Source organism: Streptomyces sp. NPDC002669 (assembly GCF_042889165.1).
Lineage (GTDB): Bacteria > Actinomycetota > Actinomycetes > Streptomycetales > Streptomycetaceae > Streptomyces.
Window position 1 is genome coordinate 168,089 of the sequence record NZ_JBIAQQ010000012.1, and the last position, 19,751, is coordinate 187,839.

Consider the following 19,751-nt stretch of genomic DNA (forward strand, 5'->3'; position numbering starts at 1 on the left):
GTGGGACCGGTCGTCCCCGGGGCTCAGGCGCTGCGCTGGCGCCTGCGGGCCGCCGAGATCGCGCGGTTGGTCTCGCGCAGGTCCTGCTTCTCGCGCAGGGTCTGCCGCTTGTCGTACTCCTTCTTGCCCTTGGCGAGCGCGATCTCGACCTTGACCCGGCTGCCCTTGAAGTACAGCGCGAGCGGCACGATCGTGTGACCCGTCTCGCCCGCCTTCGACTCCAGCTTGTCGATCTCCGTCCGGTGCATCAGCAGCTTGCGCTTGCGCTTGGCGGAGTGGTTGGTCCAGGTCCCCTGCACGTACTCGGGGACGTGGATGTTGTGCAGCCACGCCTCGCCGCCGTCGATCTGGACGAAGCCGTCCACCAGGGAGGCCCGGCCCAGCCGCAGCGACTTGACCTCGGTGCCCATGAGCACGAGGCCGCACTCGTAGGTGTCGAGGATGTGGTAGTCGTGCCGCGCCTTCTTGTTCTGCGCGATGAGCTTGCGCCCCGTGTCCTTTTCCTTAGCCATAGTGCGGCCATTTTCGCACTACGACCCACCCCCGAGGCCACTCAATACCGTCTCGGCCCGCTGCTCGGCCCGGGAGCCGACCGTGAGGTCGGGGGTGATGCCGCGTTCCTCGACGCTGCGCCCCGCCGGAGTGCGGTAGTGGCCCACGGTCAGCTCGGCGACCGAACCGTCCGGGAGCTTGCTGGGCATCTGGACCGAGCCCTTGCCGAAGGTGCGCGAGCCGACGGTGACGGCGCGGCCCCGGTCCTGGAGGGCGCCGGTCAGGAGCTCCGCGGCGCTCATCGTGCCGCCGTCGACCAGGACGACGAGGGGCCGGTCCGTGTCGCCGCCCGGCTGCGCGTAGAGGGCACGCTGCTCGCCGCGCACGTCGTACGTGGCGACCAGGCCGCCGTCCAGGAAGGCCGAGGCGGCGGTGACGGCCTCGGTGACCAGTCCGCCGGAGTTGCCGCGCAGGTCGAGGAGGACCCCGGCGCCCGTCGGGGCCTCCTGGACCGCGTCACGGACCCGGGTGCCCGAGCCCCTGGTGAACGAGTCGACCTCGATCATCACGGCCGAGGAGGGCCCGGAGCGCTCCGGGCCTATCCGTCGCACGGTGACGGGCTCGGTGCTGAGCCTGGCCCGGCGCAGCGTCTCGGTCCGCAGGGTGCTGTCGCGTTCGACCCCCAGGACGACGGTGCTGCCCTCGGCGGCGTCCGTACGGTCCCCGCGCAGCAGGGCGACGACCTCGGCGACGGGACGCCGGTCGACGCGGCGGCCGTCGATCGTGCGCAGCAGGTCGCCGGAGCGGATGCCGGCCAGATCGGCGGGGCCGCCGGGCTGCACCCGGGCCACCTCGACCCGGCCGCCGGCGGAACGTCGCGCGGAGAGCCCGACACCGGTGTACGCGCCGTCCAGGGCCTGCTCGAACTCCTCGTACTGCCGCTCGTCATAGACCGCGCCCCAGCGGTCGCCGCTACGGCTGACGACCTCCTCGGCCGCCTCCTTGCCGGACTTGCCCTCGGCCTCGGCACGGGCCGCGGCGGCGGCCACCTCGTCGCCGTCGACGACGGAGGCGACAGAGGCGACGGAACGGGTGGCGATCTCCGAGGACTTGGGACCACCGCGCGGCAACGATCCGGTGGCCACCCCGGTGGCCAGCACGCTCGCGAAGACCAATGTCAGAGCCGCCCCGCGGCGCACACCGCGGGGCCCGGAACACTGCTCGGGGTCGGACATGTCGCCGAGTCTAGGACAACACCCCCTGGCCGCACGGCCCGTCGGCCGTGCGTTCCAGGGGGCGCATGTCACACCTTGAGGTACTTGCGGAGCGCGAAGAGCGCGGCAACGGCGGGCATCAGCAGGCCGATTGCCAGCACCAGGGGGAGCTTGGTGAACACCGCGTCCCAGCCGATGAAGTCGATCAGGTTCAGCTTGCTCTGGAGTTCCAGGCCGCCGTCGATCAGGAAGTACCGCCCGGCCAGCAGCATCACGCAGGCCAGCACGCCACCGATGAGACCGGCGAACGCGGCCTCCATGATGAACGGCATCTGGATGTAGAAGCCGGAGGCCCCGACGAGCCGCATGATCCCGGTCTCGCGCCGTCGGCTGAACGCGGACACCCGGACGGTGTTCACGATCAGCATCAACGCGATGACCAGCATCAGCGCCATCACGAAGAGCGCGGCCATGTTCATGCCGTTCATCAGCTCGAAGAGGTTGTCCAGGATGCTCCTCTGGTCCTGGACGGACTGCACCCCGTCACGGCCGGCGAAGGCGGTGGCGACGACCTTGTACTTCTTCGGGTCGTGGAGCTTGACCCGGAACGACTCCTGCATCTGGTCCGGCGTGATGTTGCTCGCCATGGGCGAGTCGCCGAACTGGTCCTGGTAGTGCTTGTACGCCTCGTCGGCCGTCTCGTGCGTGACCGTGTCGACGACGTCCAGGTTCTTCAGGTCGCGCTCGATCTGGTCCCGCTGCTCCTTGGTGACGGCGCCCTTGGCGCACTTGGGCGTCGAGGTCACATCGCTCTTGCTGCAGAGGAAGATCGAGACGTTGACCTTGTCGTACCAGTAGTCCTTCATCGTGCTGACCTGCTCGCGCATGAGCAGCGCGCCGCCGAACAGGGCGAGCGAGAGGGCGACGGAGACGACGACGGCGAAGGTCATCGTGAGGTTGCGACGGAGGCCGACGCCGATCTCCGACAGGACGAACTGGGCGCGCATGGCGTCCTTTCAGTGCTCGATGCTCAGTGCTGGTAGCCGTAGACGCCGCGCGCCTGGTCGCGTACGAGACGGCCCTTCTCCAGCTCGATGACGCGCTTGCGCATCTGGTCGACGATGTTCTGGTCGTGGGTCGCCATGATCACGGTGGTGCCGGTCCGGTTGATCCGGTCCAGCAGCTTCATGATGCCGACGGAGGTCTGCGGGTCGAGGTTGCCGGTCGGCTCGTCCGCGATCAGCAGCATGGGGCGGTTCACGAACGCCCGCGCGATCGCCACGCGCTGCTGCTCACCACCGGAGAGCTCGCCGGGCATCCGGTCCTCCTTGCCGCCGAGGCCGACCAGATCGAGGACCTGGGGCACGGCCTTGCGGATCTCGCCGCGCGGCTTGCCGATGACCTCCTGCGCGAACGCCACGTTCTCCGCGACGGTCTTGTTGGGCAGGAGCCTGAAGTCCTGGAACACCGTGCCCAGCTGGCGGCGCATGTGCGGCACCTTCCAGTTGGACAGGCGCGAGAGGTCCTTGCCCAGGACGTGGACTGCGCCCTGACTGGCGCGTTCCTCACGGAGGATGAGCCGCATGAAGGTGGACTTGCCGGAGCCGGACGAGCCCACCAGGAAGACGAACTCGCCCTTCTCGATATCGAGGGAGACATCCCGTAGAGCGGGGCGGCTCTGCTTCGGGTAGGTCTTGGAGACGTTGTCGAATCGGATCACGGATGCACCACGGTCGGCCGGGAGTAGGTGTGCGTGACCATACGCGAACCGGGCCGAGGCATGCAGGCGAGCGTCCGAGGATGGGCGTTTTATGCCGGATCCGTACCGGCTGTGATCGGCGCCGAAAGTACTACGGAACGGGCGATGTCCGGCGGGCCGCGCCGAAATCCGCGTGAGCTGGCACAGTGGTAGAGGGAACGGTTGCGTTTCCGTGAGCGTTGTGCGGAGAGAAGGCGTATGCGGCTCCGCCGCGCGGGAGGAGGAAAGCGCATGACCTATGACCGACTGGTGTGCGCGAACTGCGCGGCGCCCGTGAGCGAGGGCCGCTGCCCCGTGTGCCGGGCGAGCCGCGAGCGACTGCAGCAGGAGCACGGGCAGGGAATGTTCGCCGGGCTGAATCCGGTGATGCTGGTGGCGCTGCTGGTGGTGCTGCTCGGCGCGGTGGCGCTGCTGGCGCACCAGACGGCGTAGCGGAGCCGCACACGCGGGCCGGACCCGCCCGTTCCGGGTGGGCGGCCCCGCGAGGGCGCGCAGGTGTACGCGGAGGGGCCCGGGAAGCCGATCGGCTTCCCGGGCCCCTCCTGTGTGCGTGTCCGTACCGCTACGGGCCTCAGGCGGCCGTGCGGCCGTTCACCAGGCGCGGGAGGATGCGGAAGCCGATGCCTCCGGCGATCATCGTCGCGGCGCCGACGAGCAGGAACGTGGTCTCGGCCGCACCGGTCTCGGCGAGCTCGTCCTTGCCCTTGCCCTGCTCGACCGGCTGGTTGCCGACCGAGTCGGGGGTGGTGTTGTCCTCGCAGGTCGCGCCGTCGAGGTCGACGGTGCAGCCGTCGCCACCGCCGGTGGTGCCGGAGGTGCCGCTGCCGGTGGTGCCGCCGTTGTCGCCGCCACCGTTGCCGCTGCCGCCGTTGTCGCCACCGCCGTTGCCGTTGCCACCGGCCTGGTTCCCACCGTTGCCGTTGCCACCGTTGTTGCCGTTGCCACCGGCCTGGTTTCCACCATTGCCGTTGCCACCGTTGTTGCCGTTGCCACCGTTGTTGCCGTTGCCACCGTTGTTCCCGGTGCCCGCGTCGGTGCCTGCGTCCGTACCGGCGTCGGTGCCCGCGTCGGTCCCGGCATCGGTACCCGCGTCGGTGCCCGCGTCCGTACCGGCGTCGGTGCCCGCGTCGGTCCCGGCGTCCGTACCGGCATCGGTACCCGCGTCGGTGCCCGCGTCCGTACCGGCATCGGTACCCGCGTCGGTCCCGGCGTCCGTACCGGCATCGGTCCCGGCGTCCGTACCCGCGTCGACACCGCCCGGGTCACCGCCGCCAGGAGACTTGATGTCGGCGTCGATGCCCAGACCGCCCTCGTCGACCTCGGCCTTTGCGGACACGACACCGAGGTCCACGTCGACCCCGACGGCCGAAGCCACACCGGCAGCGGTGAGCGAGGCACCCGCGGCGATCACCGCACCTGCGGCTATCCGCGCGACGCGTACACGCGTCTTCTTCGTCATGTGCTGCTACCCCCAGTAGCTGTTCTTGTCAGTGGAGCAGCCATATGCGGGGCGATGGCCCGGCGGGGTTTGCTCCGAACGCCGGCCCACGTAGCGCCGTGGCCAAGCCGCCCGCCCCCGTTCACACCCGTCCCAGACATACGCATGCTGCCCTAGCACCCTGTCCAGAGTTAAGGACTACGTCAAGGCCGTTCCATGCAATCTGGACCGTTTTGCCCGCAGTTGATCCTCATTCAGCATCACGACTGTGACGCACCCGCCACGACACCACCGCGACCGGAACCCCAACTCCCGTTCGGGAGCGGCCCGTGTCCGGCCCGACGAGAACGGCGGTGCCGGAACCCCAGGGGGATTCCGGCACCGCCGTGAACCGTTCGGACGCGGGCCCCGGGGCCCGTCCGATCTACTTCTCGCGCTGCTTGCGCCAGCGGATGCCCGCTTCGAGGAAGCCGTCGATCTCGCCGTTGAAGACCGCCTCGGGGTTGCCCATCTCGAACTCCGTACGCAGGTCCTTGACCATCTGGTACGGGTGCAGGACGTACGACCGCATCTGGTTGCCCCAGGAGTTGCCGCCGTCGCCCTTGAGGGCGTCCATCTTGGCCTGCTCCTCCTGACGGCGGCGCTCCAGGAGCTTCGCCTGGAGGACGTTCATCGCGGAGGCCTTGTTCTGGATCTGCGAGCGCTCGTTCTGGCAGGAGACGACGATGCCGGTCGGGAGGTGGGTCAGGCGGACCGCGGAGTCCGTGGTGTTGACACCCTGGCCGCCGGGGCCCGAGGAGCGGTACACGTCCACGCGCAGCTCGGACTCGTCGATCTCGATGTGGTCGGTCTGCTCGACCACCGGGAGCACCTCGACGCCCGCGAAGGACGTCTGGCGGCGACCCTGGTTGTCGAAGGGCGAGATCCGGACGAGCCGGTGCGTGCCCTGCTCGACGGAGAGCGTGCCGTAGGCGTACGGGGCCTGGACGGCGAAGGTGGTCGACTTGATGCCGGCCTCCTCCGCGTACGACGTCTCGTAGACCTCGGTCTTGTAGCCGCGCTGCTCGGCCCAGCGCAGGTACATGCGCTGGAGCTTCTCGGCGAAGTCGGCGGCGTCCACGCCACCGGCCTCGGCCCTGATGTTGACCAGGGCCTCGCGCGCGTCGTACTCGCCGGACAGGAGGGTGCGGACCTCCATCTCGTCCAGCGCCCTGCGGACGGACTCCAGCTCCGACTCGGCCTCGGACAGGGCGTCGGCGTCGCCCTCGTCCTGCGCGAGCTCGAAGAGGACTTCGAGATCATCGATCCGGCCGCGGAGGGCCTCGGTCTTGCGGACCTCGGCCTGGAGGTGCGAAAGCTTGCTGGTGATCTTCTGTGCCGCCTCCGGGTCGTCCCAGAGGGAGGGCGCTGCCGCCTGCTCCTCGAGCGCGGCGATGTCCGCCCTCAGCGCATCCAGGTCCAGGACGGCCTCGATCGACGCCATGGTCGAGGAGAGGGACTTCAGCTCTTCGGAAATATCGACGACTGCCACGGGTCCAGCGTAACGGCTGTCGGCGCGGACATTCCTCGGACCGCATGATCACCGCCCCGCGGACGGGTCCGCGGGGCCCTCGTGGGCCGTGCGACGGCCGGGTTCCCGGGCCCGGACCGGGGCCGCGCCCGGGTCCTTGGGGCCGGGGTCAGGGGGCGGCCGGGGCCGAGTTCTCCGTCTCCTGCGGGGCCGCTTCCCCGTCGTCGCCGCCCAGGGCCAGCCAGCCGCCCACCGCCGCCACCAGCACCAGCGCGGCGGCGACCAGGGTCAGCCGGCGCTTGCGGACGGCCGCGGACCGGTTGCGGGCCGAGCCGGGGCGGGGCGTGCCGGGGGAACGGGGGGCGCGGGCCGTGCCGCGGGGGCCACCGGAGAGCTCGTCGGGGCCCGGGACCCGCATGCTGGTGTGGGTGTCGCGGTTGGAGTCGGCGGAGGAGCCGGGGACCAGCGGGACCGCGCCGCGGCGGCGGGGCTCCTCGGGGGCGGGGGCGTACTGCTGCTCTTCGTACGTCCGGGGTTCCGGTTCCTCGGCGTCCGGTTCGTCGACGTCGAGCGGGGGGATGCCGGCCAGCTGCGGGAGCTGCTCGCGCAGCCGGGCGGCGAGTTCGGAGGCGCGCAGCCGGGAGGCCGGGGCCTTGGCCAGGCACTGGACCAGAAGCTGCCACAGCTCCTCGGGGATGCCGGGGAGGGGGACGACCGTCTCGGTGACGTGCCGGCGCAGGACCGCGCCGGGGTGTCCGCCGCCGAAGGGCGTGAAGCCGGCGAGGAGTTCGTACAGGACGGTCGCGAGGGCGTAGATGTCGACTGCGGCGCGGGGCGGAAGGCCCTCGACTATCTCGGGGGCGAGGTAGTCCGGCGTGCCGATGATCTTGGTGGCCTTGGTGCGGCGCGGGGTGTCGATCAGCTTGGCGACGCCGAAGTCGGTGAGCAGCGCCGGGTGCGAACCGCCGGGGCCGAGCGGGCCCTCCATGTCGAGCAGGATGTTCTCCGGCTTGACGTCCCGGTGGACGATGCCCGCGGCGTGCGCGGCGGCGAGGCCGTCGGCCACGTCCGCGATGATCGCCACGGCCGCCTCGGGGGCGAGCCGGCGTTCGCGGTCCAGCCGGGTGCGCAGGTCGGTGCCGCGCACGAGGTCCATGACCAGGGCCAGGTCGTTGCCGTCCACCACGAGGTCGCGGACCGCGACGACGTGCGGGTGGTCCAGCCCGAGCAGGGCGGTGCGCTCCTGGACGAAGCGGCCCACGAGCTCCTGGTCGGACGCGAGGTCCTCGCGGAGCAGCTTGATGGCCACCGGGCCCTCGGGCCCGTCGCCGAGCCACACCGTGCCGGCGCTGCCGCGCCCCAGGATCTGGTGGGCGGTGTACCGGCTGCCGATATTCCGTGCCAAGACTGCTCCCTCAGCGGCTGGCGATGGACCGTCACTCATGACCCCCGGTCGACAAAGTTACGCGTCGATCGGGGGGTTGGGTGGCCGGGTTGGCGCCAAGCCTCACTTCTGCGGGCGATATGCGTGGAAACCGGCCCGCAGAAGTCGATATAGCTACAGATTCGATGGTGTGCCGACGGCTCGGAGCCTGCCGGGTGGCCTTCGACCGGACAGGCTCTCAGGGGGTGCCGGTGCCGCCGGTCCCGCTGTCGCCGCCACCCAGGTCCGAGATCCATCCGGTGATGGTGGAGACCGTGTCGGTGATCGCCTTCCAGTAGCTCTTGCCCTCGCCGATCCAGTCCTGCAGCGGGGTCAGCTCCCAGATCAGCCAGCCCGCGACGAAGAGCAGGATCAGGGTGAACAGGCAGCCCTTGAGGCAGCCGAGGCCGGGGATCCGCATCGGGTTGGCGCTGCGCTGCCGCGGCTCGCGGGGCGGCCGGGGGGCCGGCTGCTGGGGCTGCGGCTGCGGTTGCTGCGGGGGCGCGTACTGCTGCGGGGGCTGGGGCTGCGGCTGGTACTGCTGCCGCTGCTGCTGGGGGTACTGCTGGGGCTGCTGGTACTGCGGCGGCGGTTGCTGCTGCCGGCGCTGCGGCGGTTGCTGCTGCCGCTGGGGCTGGGGCTGGGGCTGCCGCTGGGGGCGGCGGCGCAGCGGGTCCTCGCTCGGGTCGAGGTACTGGACCTGGGTCTGCTCGTTGCGGTCGCGGGCCGCCCGGAGCTGGGACTGCCAGGGGTGCGGGTCCTCGGGCTGCGGCGGGCCGTCCGGGCGGGGCGGCACCGGCGGCAGGACCGAGGTCGGGTCGGCGTGCCCGCCGCCCTGGCCGGAGGTCTGCGGCAGGACGCTGGTGGCGGCGGCGGGGTCGTACGAGCCCGCGTTGCTCGGCAGCACCTGCGTGGGGTCCGCGGCGCCGGGGGCGTCCGGGACGGGCGCGGGTGCCGGGTCGGGGGCGAGGAGGGCGCCCACGCCGTCGGCCGCCGCGATCTGGGCGGAACTGGCGTGCACGCCGATGCCCTCGGCGACCACGCGCAGGCCGCGGGCCAGGTTCTCGGCGCTGGGGCGGCGCTCGGGCTCCTTGCTCAGGCAGCGCTCTATCACCGTCCACAGGGGCTGCGGGACGGTGCTGGGGCGGCGGGGCTCCTCGCTGAGGTGCCGGTGCAGCACTTCGAGGGCGGTGCCGCCGGCGAACGGCGGACGACCGGTGACCAGCTCGTACAGCAGGATGCCCGCGCCGTAGATGTCGACGGCGGAGGTCTGCGGGCGCCCCTCGGCGGACTCGGGCGCCACGTAGGCGGGCGTGCCGACGAACTCGTGGGTCCGGGTGAGGCCCGGCGAGTCGGCCAGGCGCGCGATGCCGAAGTCGGTGAGCATCGGGCGCATCCCGCCGCCGCTCTCGTCCAGCAGGACGTTGGCGGGCTTCAGGTCGCGATGGACCACGCCGTCCGCGTGGCTGGCGGCGAGGGCGTCCGCGATCTGCGCGGTGAGCAGCGCGGCGGCGACCGGGGTGAGCGGGCCGTTCTCGCGGAGGTAGCGGTGCAGGTCGGGACCGTCGATCAGGTCCATGACGAGGGCGAGGAGATCGCCCTCGACGACCAGGTCGCGGGTGCGCACGATGTTCTCGTGGGTGAGCCGGAGCAGCACGGAGCGCTCGCGCAGGAACCGCATCACGACGTCGGCGTCGTTGGCGAGTTCCTCCTTCAGGACCTTGATCGCGACGGTCTCGCCGGGCTGGCCGGCGACGGCCGCCTCGGCGCCCGCGGTCTCCCGCTGGCGGGCACGCCAGACGGTGCCCGTGGCGCCGCGTCCCAGCGGCTCCTCCAGGAGGTACTTGCTGCCTACCGGCCGCACGTCATGCGCTCCCTGCAGATTCGTGGTGCTTGCGGTGCTCCCGGTTCCGCCCGGGAGTTCCGGCCCACTCTAGTGGGGTGACCGGCGGGGCCAGGAAGCTCCGTCCGGTTGCTTCCGCCGCTCCGTCCGGTCGTTGGCCGGATGCCGCCCCGAGGGGGCACCGGCCGGTTTCGGAACAAGACGCGCGCTCCGGGCGAATGGTTGCCGCACACATGTGCGACGAATCGCCCCGGACGGCTTTCCGGAACGGTTCCGTCCTCGGGGCCGGGGTGCCAAGCAGGCACTTATGGGCGCACAGCCGACGTTTCAAGATCACTTAGCGGTGACCCCCGGGCGTGTTGTCGGCGGCAGGTGCGAGGATGCCTCCAGCACGGAACTGCGGGGTCGGGAGCCCCGCGGCACGTGACGAACCTGTACGGACGACGCGTCCGTGTCGGGTGGGGGGAATCACAGGGCGTTTCCCCTGCCCGGCGCCCCGCGCAGAAGGGACCGCCGACGGCGATGCAGATCCGGCTGACCGTCCTCGCGCCGCGCAGCGGCCAGACCCCGGCGCGCGCGTGCGATGTGCTGGTCACCGCCCCGCCCGGGACGGCGCTGGCCACCGTGGCGTCCGATCTGGCCGCGGCCGCCCTCGGCCCCGACGGATCGCTCGGCGGCGGCGCGGTGGTGCTGTTCGCCGGGCGCGAGCGGCTCGACGCGCAGCGGTGCGCGCTGGGCGAACCCCCGCTGGTGGACGGAGCGGTGCTCTCGCTCCAGGTCCCGGGCGAGGACGAGGCGGTGGACGACGCCGTCCCGGCCCGGCTGCACGTGGTCGCGGGGCCCGACGCGGGCGGGGTCCACCTGCTGCACGGCGGCCGGATCCGGATCGGCCGCTCCGTCGACGCGGACGTGCCGCTCGACGATCCCGACGTGTCCCGGCTGCACTGCGCGGTGACGGTCTCCGCCGACGGCCGGGTCTCGGTGGCGGACCTCGGCTCCACCAACGGCACCCTGCTCGACGGCGCGGAGGTCCGCGACCGCCCGGTCCGGCTGAAGCCCGGCGCGCTGCTGCGGCTCGGCGAGTCCACGCTCCGGCTGGCCCCCGGCGCGCCCGGTCCGGCGCTGCCCACGGCGCCGGACGGCGAGGGGCACCTGCGGGTCTCCGGCACGGCGGCCGGCGCCGGGGCCGACGGGGGCCCCGACGCCGGCCACGACCGCCCCCCGGCCGCCCCCGGCGCGCCCGCGCCCCACGGGACGTCCGGCGCGGAGCACGGCCGCGGGAGCGACGGGGACGACCCGCACCGGTCCGCCGCCCCCGGCCCCCTCCCGGGCGGAGGGACGGACGGAGGAGCGGGCGACGGGACGAGCGCCGGGACGCCCCGGCGGGGCGGGATAGGCGCCTGGGCCCGCCGCCTCGCGGGCAACCGCGGCGAGCCCGTGCACGAGGCGGTGCCCGACGGTTCCGGTGCTGCCGGACCGATCTCCCCCGACCCGGCCGCGACGGCCTCGGGGGCCGACGGGCGGAGCACCTGGCCCGACCCCGCGGCCGTGCTGCTGACCGCGCTCGGCCCCGGCCCCCGGCTGTGGGAGCGCGGCACCGACCATCCCGAGGCGCTGGTGGTGCGGCTGGGGACGACGGACCGGGCCGAGCTGCCCGCCGTGCCGGTCACGGTGGGGCTGCGGGAGGCGGGCTCGCTCGGGCTCGCGGGGCCGCGGACCCGGCTGGCCGGACTCGCCCGCTCGGCGGTGGCCCAGCTCGCCGCGCTGCACTCCCCCGCCGACCTGGAGATCGTGCTGATCAGCGCCGACCGCACCCGCGGCGCGGAGGAGCGCAGGCGCGAGTGGGCCTGGCTCGGCTGGCTGCCCCATCTGCGGCCGATGCACGGCCAGGACTGCCGGCTGCTCCTCGCGTACGACCGCGAGCAGGCCACCGCCCGTACGACGGAGCTGGTGCGCCGGCTGGACGACGGGCCGCTCGGGCCCGGCTGGGCGAGCCTGGACCGGGGCACGGTCGCCGAGGCCGCCGAGCGGTACACCGGGCCGTACACGGTAGTGATCGTCGACGGCGACCCCGGTTCGGCGGTGCTGCGCGAGAACACCGCCCGGCTGGCCGCCGCCGGGTCCGCGGCGGGCATCCACCTGATCTGTCTGGCCGAGACCCCGTCGGCCACGCCCACCTCGCCGGTCGCGGCGACGTACGAGGCCGCCTGCCACGCCTCGATCGCGTTCCGCGAGTGCGGGGCGGTGGCGATGCTGAGCGGCGACGTGGCGACGGCCCTGCGGCTGCTGCGGACGGCGGACGGCCGGGCGGCGGGCCGGGGCACCGTCGCCTCGGTGGACGCGGTGTCGGCGCACTGGGCCGAGCGGTTCGGCCGGGCCCTGGCCCCGCTGCGCGCGGAGGGTTCGGCGACGGCCCACGGCAGGCCCTCGGCGGCCCTGCCGACGACCGCCCGCCTGCTGGACGAGCTGGGTCTGGCCCGCGCCACCCCGGCCTCCCTGATGGCCCGCTGGGCCTCCACGGCCGACGACCAGCCCGGCGCCGCGGGCCGTCGGCCGGGCGGCCCCGCGAACGGTGACGCGGACGTCCGCGGTGCGGGCCGTACGGCGTACCCGCGCGTGGGCGCCCAGCGCACGGGCGGCACGCCGGGGTCCGAGGGCCACGGCCCGGGCCCGGGCCGCACCCCGTACCCCGGCAGCGAGAACACCACCCACATCGGCACCCCGGGCCCCGCCCTCGCGCCGGACGACGCCACCCTCTTCCTCGGCTCCGGGCGCGCCCCGTACCCCGGCAGCGCGACGCATCACGTCCCCGTTCCCGACGACGACGCCCCCGGTTCGGGCCGCACCCCGCGCATAGGGAGTCAGCGGCAGGCGTCCCCGGCCTCCCGGACGGTGCCCGGGTCCGGCAGCGGCCCCTGGACCGCCGCCCGGGGCGACGACGACGGGGACGGGACCCCGGCCACCGGCCACCGTCCCGCCGGGTCCGGCCCGAACCGGGTCGGCGGGCCGCGCGGCGATGCGCCCCGCATCGCCGCCCGGGGTGCAGGAACCGGAAGTGCAGGAACCGGAAGCGCCGCCACCGCCCGGATCGCCGCCGGGGCGGATCCGGACGACGCCGCTCCCGCCCCCGCGACCGTCGGTCGGCCCGTGGTGGTGCTCGGGGCCGGCCCCCGGGGCCCGGTCAGCGTGGACCTGGCGCAGGAGGGTCCCCACCTGCTCATCGAGGGCCCGGCCGGCAGCGGGCGCACGGAACTGCTGCGGGCCGTCGCCGCCTCGCTGGCCGCCGCCGCCCGGCCCGACCAGCTGGGCATCCTGCTGGTCGACGGCGCGGGTGGCGAGCGGGGCGAGAGCCTGAGCCCGTGCACCGAACTCCCCCACGCCTTCATGCACCTGGTGGCCAACGACCCGGTGCGGATGCGGGAGTTCGCCCAGGCGCTGGGCGGCGAGCTGAAGCGGCGCGCCGAGCTGCTGGGACCGTACGACTTCACCGAGTGGCACCGGCGGCACGGGGCGGCGGAACACCTGGTCGGGCAGCGTCCGCCGACCGCCGCCGAGCAGCGCGGCGACCTGGAGTCCCCGATGAGCGGGACGCTCCGGCTGCGCCCGGCCGCCCGGTCCGCCGCCCGGCCCGGGCCGCCTCCGCCGCCCCGGCTCGTGGTCCTGGTCGACGACTTCGACGCGCTGGTCGCCCCGGCGCTCGGCAGCCCCGGGCGGCCCGCCGCGGGGTCGGTCGTGCGGGCGCTGGAGGCCGTGGCGCGGGAGGGCGGCCGACTCGGCGTCCACCTGGTCGCGACGTCCGCCCGCCCGGACCGCACGCAGGACACGGACCTGGCCGACGGGGCCCGGCTGCGCATCGTGCTGGACGCGCCCGTGGTGCCGCCGTCGCCGGACGAACCGGCGCCCGGGCGCGGCAGGCTCGGGCATCCGGACGGCCGGGTGACCCCGTTCCAGGGCGGCCGGGTGACCGGGCGCATACCCCGTACGGCGACGTTGCGCCCCACCGTCGTCCCGCTGGAGTGGGAGCGGATGGGCGATCCGCCGACCCGGCGTCCGGTGCGCGAACTGGGCAACGGGCCGACGGACTTGGCTCTGCTGGCCAGTGCCCTGGAGCGGGCGGCGCGCTCGGTGGGCGCCGAGCCGATGATCCCGCTCGGTCCCGTTCCCTCCTGAGCTGCGCGGCATCCGGAGAATTGACTGACATTACGTCACGAGCCCATCACGATCAAGGAGTCGACGCGAGAAGCGGTATTGCGGCGTCCGCCCGCCCGGCGTAGGACTGTGCGCACACATCGATGTGAGAGACGGGGAAGCAATGCGCACAACCCATCGGATCGGCAGGGCCGCCGCGGTGTTCACCGCCGTCGGCGCACTGGCCCTCACGGGCTGCAGTGGCGACGAGGGCAAGGACGAACCGGACAAGGCGTCCGGGAGCGAGGCGAGCCCCTCCGTCGCGCTGCCGAAGCTGGACGGCGAGAAGCTCTCGGTCGCGGCGGTCTGGACCGGCGCCGAGCAGGCCAACTTCGTCAAGGTGCTGAAGGAGTTCGAGAAGCGCACGGGGGCGACGGTCACCTTCGTCCCGGCGCAGGACCCCATCGTCAACTTCCTCGGTACGAAGATCGCGGGAGGTCAGCCGCCGGACGTCGCGATGATCCCGCAGGTCGGCGCGATCAAGCAGGCCGCCGAGAAGAAGTGGGCCAAGCCGGTCGGTCCCGAGGCCAAGGCCCAGCTCGCCAAGAACTACTCGAAGGTCTGGCAGGACCTCGGCGCGGTGGACGGCACCCAGTACGGCGTCTACTTCAAGGCCGCCAACAAGTCCCTGATCTGGTACAACACCAAGGCGTTCGAGAACGCGGGCGCCAGTGAGCCGAAGACCTGGAAGGACTTCCTGGCAACGGCCGAGACGGTCTCCGCCTCGGGCGTCACCCCGGTCTCGGTCGGCGGTGCGGACGGCTGGACCCTCACCGACTGGTTCGAGAACGTCTACCTCTCCCAGGCCGGTCCGGAGAAGTACGACCAGCTGGCGCAGCACAAGATCAAGTGGACGGACGGGTCCGTCAAGGACGCGCTGACCACGCTCGCGCAGCTCTTCGGCAAGCCGTCGCTGATCGCGGGCGGTGCGGACGGCGCGCTGCAGACGGAGTTCCCGGCCTCGGTCACCCAGACCTTCACCGGCGGTGACACTCCCAAGGCCGCGATGGTCTTCGAGGGCGACTTCGTGGGCGTCAACATCGCACAGACGAAGGCCAAGATCGGTACCGACGCCAAGGTGTTCCCGTTCCCGGCGGTCGGCCCCGAGGCCCCCGTCGTGACCGGTGGCGACGCCGCGGTGGCGCTGAAGGACGGCAAGGGCGCCCAGGCCCTGCTGACCTGGCTGGCCTCGGCCGACGCCGCGAAGATCATGGCCGAGCAGGGCGGTTTCATCTCGCCGAACAAGTCCCTGGACGCTGCCGCGTACCCGAACGAGGTGCAGCGCACGATGGCGAAGGCGCTGATCACGGCCGGCGACTCCGTCCGGTTCGACATGTCCGACCAGGCCCCGCAGTCGTTCGGCGGGACGCCCGGCAAGGGTGAGTGGAAGATCCTCCAGGACTTCCTGAAGAACCCGAAGGACATCGCGGGGACCCAGGCGAAGCTGGAGTCCGACGCGGCCAAGGCGTACAAGAGCTGACCCGATGACGACATCCGCAGCGGGGGGCGCCGACGCGGCGCCTCCCGCCGACAAGCATCCGTCCCCGGCCTCCCCCCACAGGTCGCTCGGCAGGCCGGACCGCAGCCGCAGGAGCGTGACCGGCACCCGCCGGCTCATAGCGGGGCTCTTCCTGGCGCCCGCGCTGATCCTGCTGGGCGCGCTCGTGGTCTATCCGATCGCCTACTCCGTCTACCGGTCGTTCTTCGACCAGGCGGGCACGGGCTTCGCCGGACTCGACAACTACAAGGCGCTGTTCACCGACGACACCATCCGCACGGCGGTCAAGAACAACGCGGTCTGGGTGGTGTTCGCTCCGACGGTCGCCACGGCCCTCGGGCTGATCTTCGCGGTGCTGACCGAACGCATCCGCTGGGGCACGGCGTTCAAGCTGGTCGTCTTCATGCCGATGGCGATCTCCATGCTCGCGGCGGGCATCATCTTCCGGCTGGTGTACGACCAGGCGCCGGAGCGCGGGGTCGCCAACGCCGTGTGGGTGGGCGTGCACGACACGTTCTCCGAGTCGGCCGGCTACCCGAAGGCGCATCCACTGCCCGTCCACCCCCTCAGGGCGGGAGGTGGCGGCTCGTTCGTCACGAAGAGCCCGGTGCGGGCCGGTCAGCCGGTCCAGTTGCCGCTGGTCGGTGTGGCGCCGGCGAAGATGCCCTCGGACGCGGAGCCGGCGAAGGCCGCCGTCGCGGACGACGGGAAGATCACCGGTACCGCGTGGCTGGACTTCACCCGGGGCGGCGGCGGCAAGCCCAACGTCATCGACCCCAAGGAGCTGGGGCTCAGGGGCATCGAGGTCGAGGCGGTCAAGGGCGGCAAGGTGGTCGCCACGGCGAAGGCCGGGGCGGACGGCACGTTCACCCTGCCCGCCTCCGCCGACGGCGCCGAACTCCGGCTCCCCGCCTCGAACTTCAGGGAGCCGTACAACGGGGTCGAATGGCTCGGCCCGACGCTCGTGACACCGGGGATCATCGGTTCCTACGTCTGGATGTGGGCCGGGTTCGCGATGGTGCTGATCGCGGCGGGGCTCGCGGGGCTGCCGCGGGAACTCCTCGAAGCGGCCCGGGTGGACGGCGCGAACGAGTGGCAGGTGTTCCGCCGGATCACCGTGCCGATGCTCGCGCCCGTGCTCGTGGTGGTGCTGGTGACGTTGATGATCAACGTGCTGAAGGTCTTCGACCTGGTCTTCATCATCGCGCCGGGCTCCTCGCAGGACGACGCGAACGTGCTGGCGCTCCAGCTCTACCGGTCCTCGTTCGGCACGGACGCGGACCTCGGGATCGGCAGCGCCATCGCCGTACTCCTGCTGCTGCTGGTACTCCCGGTGATGTACGTCAACATCCGCCGGATCAGGAAGGAGGGGCGCCGATGACGACGTCGACCACGACCTCGGCCGCGGCCACGGGCACGACGGCCGGGGACGGGCCGGTGAGGGCCCGGCGGCCCCTCGGCTCGCGGCTGGCCGCCCGCGTCGGCGGGGGCGTGATGCGGGTCTTCCTCGTCCTGGTGGCCCTGTTCTGGCTGATGCCGACCGTCGGGCTGCTGCTGTCCTCGTTGCGGGGGTCGGACGAGATCGCGTCGACCGGCTGGTGGAAGGTCTTCACGGCCCCCTCCCAGCTGACCTTCGACAACTACTCCCGGCTGCTGGACAACTCGACCATCACCAACTCCCTCCTCAGCACGATCATGATCACCGTCCCGGCGACCGTCCTGGTCGTCGTGATCGGTTCGCTGGCCGGATACGCCTTCGCCTGGATGGAGTTCCCCGGCCGCGACTGGTGGTTCCTGGTGGTCGTGGGGCTGTTGGTGGTCCCGGTGCAGGTCGCCCTCGTCCCGGTGTCCAAGCTCTTCGGCGCGGTCGGGATCTTCGAGACGACCCTGGGCGTGATCCTCTTCCACACCGCCTTCGGGCTGCCCTTCGCGATCTTCCTGCTGCGGAACTTCTTCGCGGAGATCCCGAGGGAGCTGCTGGAGGCGGCCCGGCTCGACGGGGCGGGCGAGATCCGGCTCTTCACCCGGGTCGTGATGCCGCTGGGCGGACCGGCGATCGCCTCGCTGGGGATCTTCCAGTTCCTCTGGGTGTGGAACGACATGCTGGTCGCGCTGATCTTCGCGGACTCCGATTCACCGCCGATCACCGTGGCCCTCCAGCAGCAGGTCAGGCAGTTCGGCAACAACATCGACGTGCTGGCGCCCGGCGCCTTCGTGTCGATGGTGATTCCGCTGGTGGTCTTCTTCGCCTTCCAGCGTCAGTTCGTCTCCGGCGTGATGGCGGGCGCGGTGAAGTAACCGCTTCCGCCCGGTCGGGCACGAGGAGAACCGGACGGGCCCGGCAACGGGCCCGTCCGGCGTTCCCGGCCCCGGCCCTACTGGCCCACCATCACGGTGATGAGACCGATCACCACCAGAAACGATCCTCCCCAGGTCCACATCGAGGTCCGCTCGTGCAGCACGGTCGCCCCGGCCAGCACGATCAGCAGATATCCGAGGGCGTTGAACGGGTAGGCGATGGACAGCGGCACCGTGGCCAGGGTGATCATCCAGGCGAGTGCGGACACCCCGAAGACCATCAGCCCGAGGACGACCCAGGGGCTGGTCGCGGCGCGCATGGCGAGGGAGCCCTCGTGCCCCGCGGCGGCCGCGGCGCTCCGCATCCCGTGCTTGAGCATGATCTGGCCGCCCGCCGAGGAGAACACGGCGAACAGCAGCAGCATCAGACTGGGCAGGTTCAACGCCTTGCTCCTGACTGCGGCGTCCGGGGGCGGGGGCGCCGGGGCGGGGGTGGGACGGGGAACGGTGGCGTCAGACGCCGACCCGGTCGGCGGGGACGTGCTGTCGGTTGAGGATGTCCTGTACATCGACGTGCTCTCCAGCGATGATCGTCTCGGCCGCATGCGGGGTGAGCAGTGCGACGTGCTGATAGCCGAACAGCGTCGGCCGGATGCGGGTGAGCAGCTTCGACGCCCCGCCGAGGACCGCGGGGAGCGGTCCGCCGCCGAGCAGCGCCCAGAACGGGGCCCCGGTGGACGTGACGTCGAGGACGTCGTAGCCCGCTTCCCGGACCGTGCGGCGCAGGCTGGAGCGGGTGAAGAAGCGCAGATGCGTTTCGTCGAGGATGCCGCGCCGGTCGTAGCCGAAGACTCCGAACGCGACCCGCAGCCGTGAGTACCAGTGGCTGAAGTTCGGCACGGAGAGCAGCACGTGGCCGCCGGGCCGCAGCACCTCGACGATCTCGGCGAGCACCCGGTCGGGACGGGAGAGGTGCTCGATGACGTCCCCGGCGACCACGTAGTCGTAGCCGGTGCCGATCTCCAGCGGCAGCCCCTCCTCCAGGTCGGCGAGGTGGAAGTGGGTGCACTTGTCGCGCACGCCGGGGACCTCGACGTAGTCCACGCCCGTCACCTCGTGCCCGAGCGCTTCGAGGCGCTCGGCGAACAGGCCGCCGGAGCAGCCGAGGTCGAGCACCCGGCCGGGCGGCAGGCCGCGCATCCGGTCCAGGATGACGGCGTGCGAGGAGCCGTCGCCCTCCTTGAACGCGTACTCGACGGGCTTGGGGATCCAGCCGCAGGTGCCGAATCCCTTGACGGCGAGCCGGTATTCGAGGACGTCCTTGACGACGTCCTTTGCGTATTTCATGCCGTTGACGTAGCAGATCTCGTCGCCGTAGTAGGTGGGGACCGGGATCTCCTTGATCCGCATTCCCGCGTCGAGGAGCTGGACGATGATCTGGGTGTCGAAGTCGAACGCGTCGGTGTTCCGGTGGATCGGCAGCTTCTTGAGCGCCGCGACGCTGTAGGCGCGGTATCCGGAGTGGAATTCGGTGAGCCGCGAGCCGAGGAGGGTGTTCTCCACCCGGGTGAGAATGCGGTTGCCGAGCCATTTGTACATCGGCATGCCGCCCTTGAGGGCCGACCCGGATTTCATCATGCGTGATCCGAAGACCGCCTCGCATTCGCCGCGTTCGATCGGGGCGACCATGTCGGGCAGGAATTCGGGGGCGTACTGACCGTCGCCGTGCAGCAGCACGACGATGTCGAGTCCGTGCTCGGCGGCCAGGGCGTATCCGGCCTTCTGGTTCCCGCCGTACCCGAGGTTCTTGGTGTGCCGCATCACCACGGTGCGCGGCATTCCCTCCGACTGCGACCAGCGGCAGCCCGCGGTGAAGGTCGCGTCGTGGCTCGCGTCGTCGAGGATGAGGATCTCGTCGACCTTGGCCCGGAAGTCCTCCGGAATGCGGTCGAGGGTCTTCTCCAGTGTCGTCTCGGCGTTGTACGCGACCACCAGGATGCCGATCCTGGGCCTCGGGCTTTCCTTCACGGGGTGCTCTCCTGTTGTGCTCGGTACTCGGTGGGCGGGTGGGGCCCGGTACTCGGGGGC

The 19,751-nt window shown here is 72.2% G+C and carries 15 protein-coding genes; 5 read left to right on the forward strand and 10 right to left on the reverse strand.

Annotated features, from left to right (window positions below; all coding sequences use genetic code 11):
• Positions 1-23: 23 nt before the first annotated feature.
• The 4 genes from smpB to ftsE all read right to left on the reverse strand — a co-directional run bounded on the left by smpB (position 24) and on the right by ftsE (position 3,426).
• Positions 24-512 carry an SsrA-binding protein SmpB gene (gene smpB, locus ACFYW1_RS20025; protein ID WP_388994429.1) on the reverse strand — a complete coding sequence of 163 codons (489 nt, stop codon included), beginning with the start codon at positions 510-512 and terminating at the stop codon, positions 24-26.
• 18 nt (positions 513-530) lie between these two features.
• Positions 531-1,727 (reverse strand): S41 family peptidase, encoded by a 1,197-nt coding sequence (locus ACFYW1_RS20030; RefSeq protein ID WP_388994432.1) that lies wholly within the window; start codon positions 1,725-1,727, stop codon positions 531-533.
• A 68-nt stretch (positions 1,728-1,795) separates the two neighbouring features.
• Complete coding sequence (gene ftsX / locus ACFYW1_RS20035; protein WP_388994435.1) at positions 1,796-2,713, reverse strand: permease-like cell division protein FtsX; 918 nt, start codon at positions 2,711-2,713, stop codon at positions 1,796-1,798.
• Positions 2,714-2,736: 23 nt separating this feature from the next.
• The gene (gene ftsE / locus ACFYW1_RS20040; RefSeq protein ID WP_148838248.1) at positions 2,737-3,426 is read right to left on the reverse strand and encodes a cell division ATP-binding protein FtsE; all 690 of its coding nucleotides are present in this window, start codon (positions 3,424-3,426) and stop codon (positions 2,737-2,739) included.
• A 270-nt stretch (positions 3,427-3,696) separates the two neighbouring features.
• Between ftsE and ACFYW1_RS20045 the strand changes: the two genes are divergently transcribed.
• Complete coding sequence (locus ACFYW1_RS20045) at positions 3,697-3,897, forward strand: hypothetical protein (protein ID WP_388994440.1); 201 nt, start codon at positions 3,697-3,699, stop codon at positions 3,895-3,897.
• A gap of 139 nt (positions 3,898-4,036) precedes the next feature.
• Here ACFYW1_RS20045 and ACFYW1_RS20050 read toward each other — a convergent pair whose 3' ends face one another.
• From ACFYW1_RS20050 to ACFYW1_RS20065, 4 genes are all read right to left on the reverse strand, one after another.
• The gene (locus ACFYW1_RS20050; protein WP_388994443.1) at positions 4,037-4,924 is read right to left on the reverse strand and encodes a hypothetical protein; all 888 of its coding nucleotides are present in this window, start codon (positions 4,922-4,924) and stop codon (positions 4,037-4,039) included.
• Between the two features lie 403 nt (positions 4,925-5,327).
• Entirely contained in the window at positions 5,328-6,434 is a 1,107-nt protein-coding gene (gene prfB, locus ACFYW1_RS20055) for a peptide chain release factor 2 (RefSeq protein WP_388994446.1), read from the reverse strand.
• 148 nt (positions 6,435-6,582) lie between these two features.
• The gene (locus tag ACFYW1_RS20060; protein ID WP_388994449.1) at positions 6,583-7,818 is read right to left on the reverse strand and encodes a serine/threonine-protein kinase; all 1,236 of its coding nucleotides are present in this window, start codon (positions 7,816-7,818) and stop codon (positions 6,583-6,585) included.
• A 217-nt stretch (positions 7,819-8,035) separates the two neighbouring features.
• Entirely contained in the window at positions 8,036-9,700 is a 1,665-nt protein-coding gene (locus ACFYW1_RS20065; RefSeq protein WP_388994452.1) for a serine/threonine-protein kinase, read from the reverse strand.
• Positions 9,701-10,201: 501 nt separating this feature from the next.
• Between ACFYW1_RS20065 and ACFYW1_RS20070 the strand changes: the two genes are divergently transcribed.
• The 4 genes from ACFYW1_RS20070 (at position 10,202) to ACFYW1_RS20085 (ending at position 17,663) form a co-directional block, all read left to right on the forward strand.
• Positions 10,202-13,849, forward strand: a complete 3,648-nt coding sequence (locus ACFYW1_RS20070; protein WP_388994456.1) for an FHA domain-containing protein — start codon at positions 10,202-10,204, stop codon at positions 13,847-13,849.
• Between the two features lie 142 nt (positions 13,850-13,991).
• Positions 13,992-15,347, forward strand: a complete 1,356-nt coding sequence (locus ACFYW1_RS20075) for an ABC transporter substrate-binding protein (RefSeq protein WP_388994460.1) — start codon at positions 13,992-13,994, stop codon at positions 15,345-15,347.
• Positions 15,348-15,351: 4 nt separating this feature from the next.
• Complete coding sequence (locus tag ACFYW1_RS20080) at positions 15,352-16,746, forward strand: carbohydrate ABC transporter permease (RefSeq protein ID WP_388994463.1); 1,395 nt, start codon at positions 15,352-15,354, stop codon at positions 16,744-16,746.
• The gene (locus ACFYW1_RS20085) at positions 16,743-17,663 is read left to right on the forward strand and encodes a carbohydrate ABC transporter permease (RefSeq protein ID WP_388994466.1); all 921 of its coding nucleotides are present in this window, start codon (positions 16,743-16,745) and stop codon (positions 17,661-17,663) included. Before ACFYW1_RS20080 ends, ACFYW1_RS20085 begins: the two co-directional genes overlap by 4 nt.
• Positions 17,664-17,740: 77 nt before the next feature.
• Here ACFYW1_RS20085 and ACFYW1_RS20090 read toward each other — a convergent pair whose 3' ends face one another.
• Positions 17,741-18,106 carry a hypothetical protein gene (locus ACFYW1_RS20090; protein ID WP_388994469.1) on the reverse strand — a complete coding sequence of 122 codons (366 nt, stop codon included), beginning with the start codon at positions 18,104-18,106 and terminating at the stop codon, positions 17,741-17,743.
• Positions 18,107-18,176: 70 nt separating this feature from the next.
• A complete protein-coding gene (locus tag ACFYW1_RS20095; RefSeq protein WP_388994472.1) occupies positions 18,177-19,691 on the reverse strand; it encodes a methyltransferase domain-containing protein in 1,515 nt (504 codons plus the stop codon).
• Between the last annotated feature and the right edge of the window lie 60 nt (positions 19,692-19,751).

What these genes read in the sequence shown, in the direction of transcription:
- ftsX (WP_388994435.1), bottom strand. Translation starts at nt 2,713, where the DNA reads ATGCGCGCCCAGTTCGTCCTGTCGGAGATCGGCGTCGGCCTCCGTCGC.
- ACFYW1_RS20050 (WP_388994443.1), bottom strand. Translation starts at nt 4,924, where the DNA reads ATGACGAAGAAGACGCGTGTACGCGTCGCGCGGATAGCCGCAGGTGCG.
- ACFYW1_RS20080 (WP_388994463.1), top strand. Translation starts at nt 15,352, where the DNA reads ATGACGACATCCGCAGCGGGGGGCGCCGACGCGGCGCCTCCCGCCGAC.
- ACFYW1_RS20030 (WP_388994432.1), bottom strand. Translation starts at nt 1,727, where the DNA reads ATGTCCGACCCCGAGCAGTGTTCCGGGCCCCGCGGTGTGCGCCGCGGG.
- ACFYW1_RS20075 (WP_388994460.1), top strand. Translation starts at nt 13,992, where the DNA reads ATGCGCACAACCCATCGGATCGGCAGGGCCGCCGCGGTGTTCACCGCC.
- ACFYW1_RS20045 (WP_388994440.1), top strand. Translation starts at nt 3,697, where the DNA reads ATGACCTATGACCGACTGGTGTGCGCGAACTGCGCGGCGCCCGTGAGC.
- ACFYW1_RS20070 (WP_388994456.1), top strand. Translation starts at nt 10,202, where the DNA reads ATGCAGATCCGGCTGACCGTCCTCGCGCCGCGCAGCGGCCAGACCCCG.
- smpB (WP_388994429.1), bottom strand. Translation starts at nt 512, where the DNA reads ATGGCTAAGGAAAAGGACACGGGGCGCAAGCTCATCGCGCAGAACAAG.
- ACFYW1_RS20085 (WP_388994466.1), top strand. Translation starts at nt 16,743, where the DNA reads ATGACGACGTCGACCACGACCTCGGCCGCGGCCACGGGCACGACGGCC.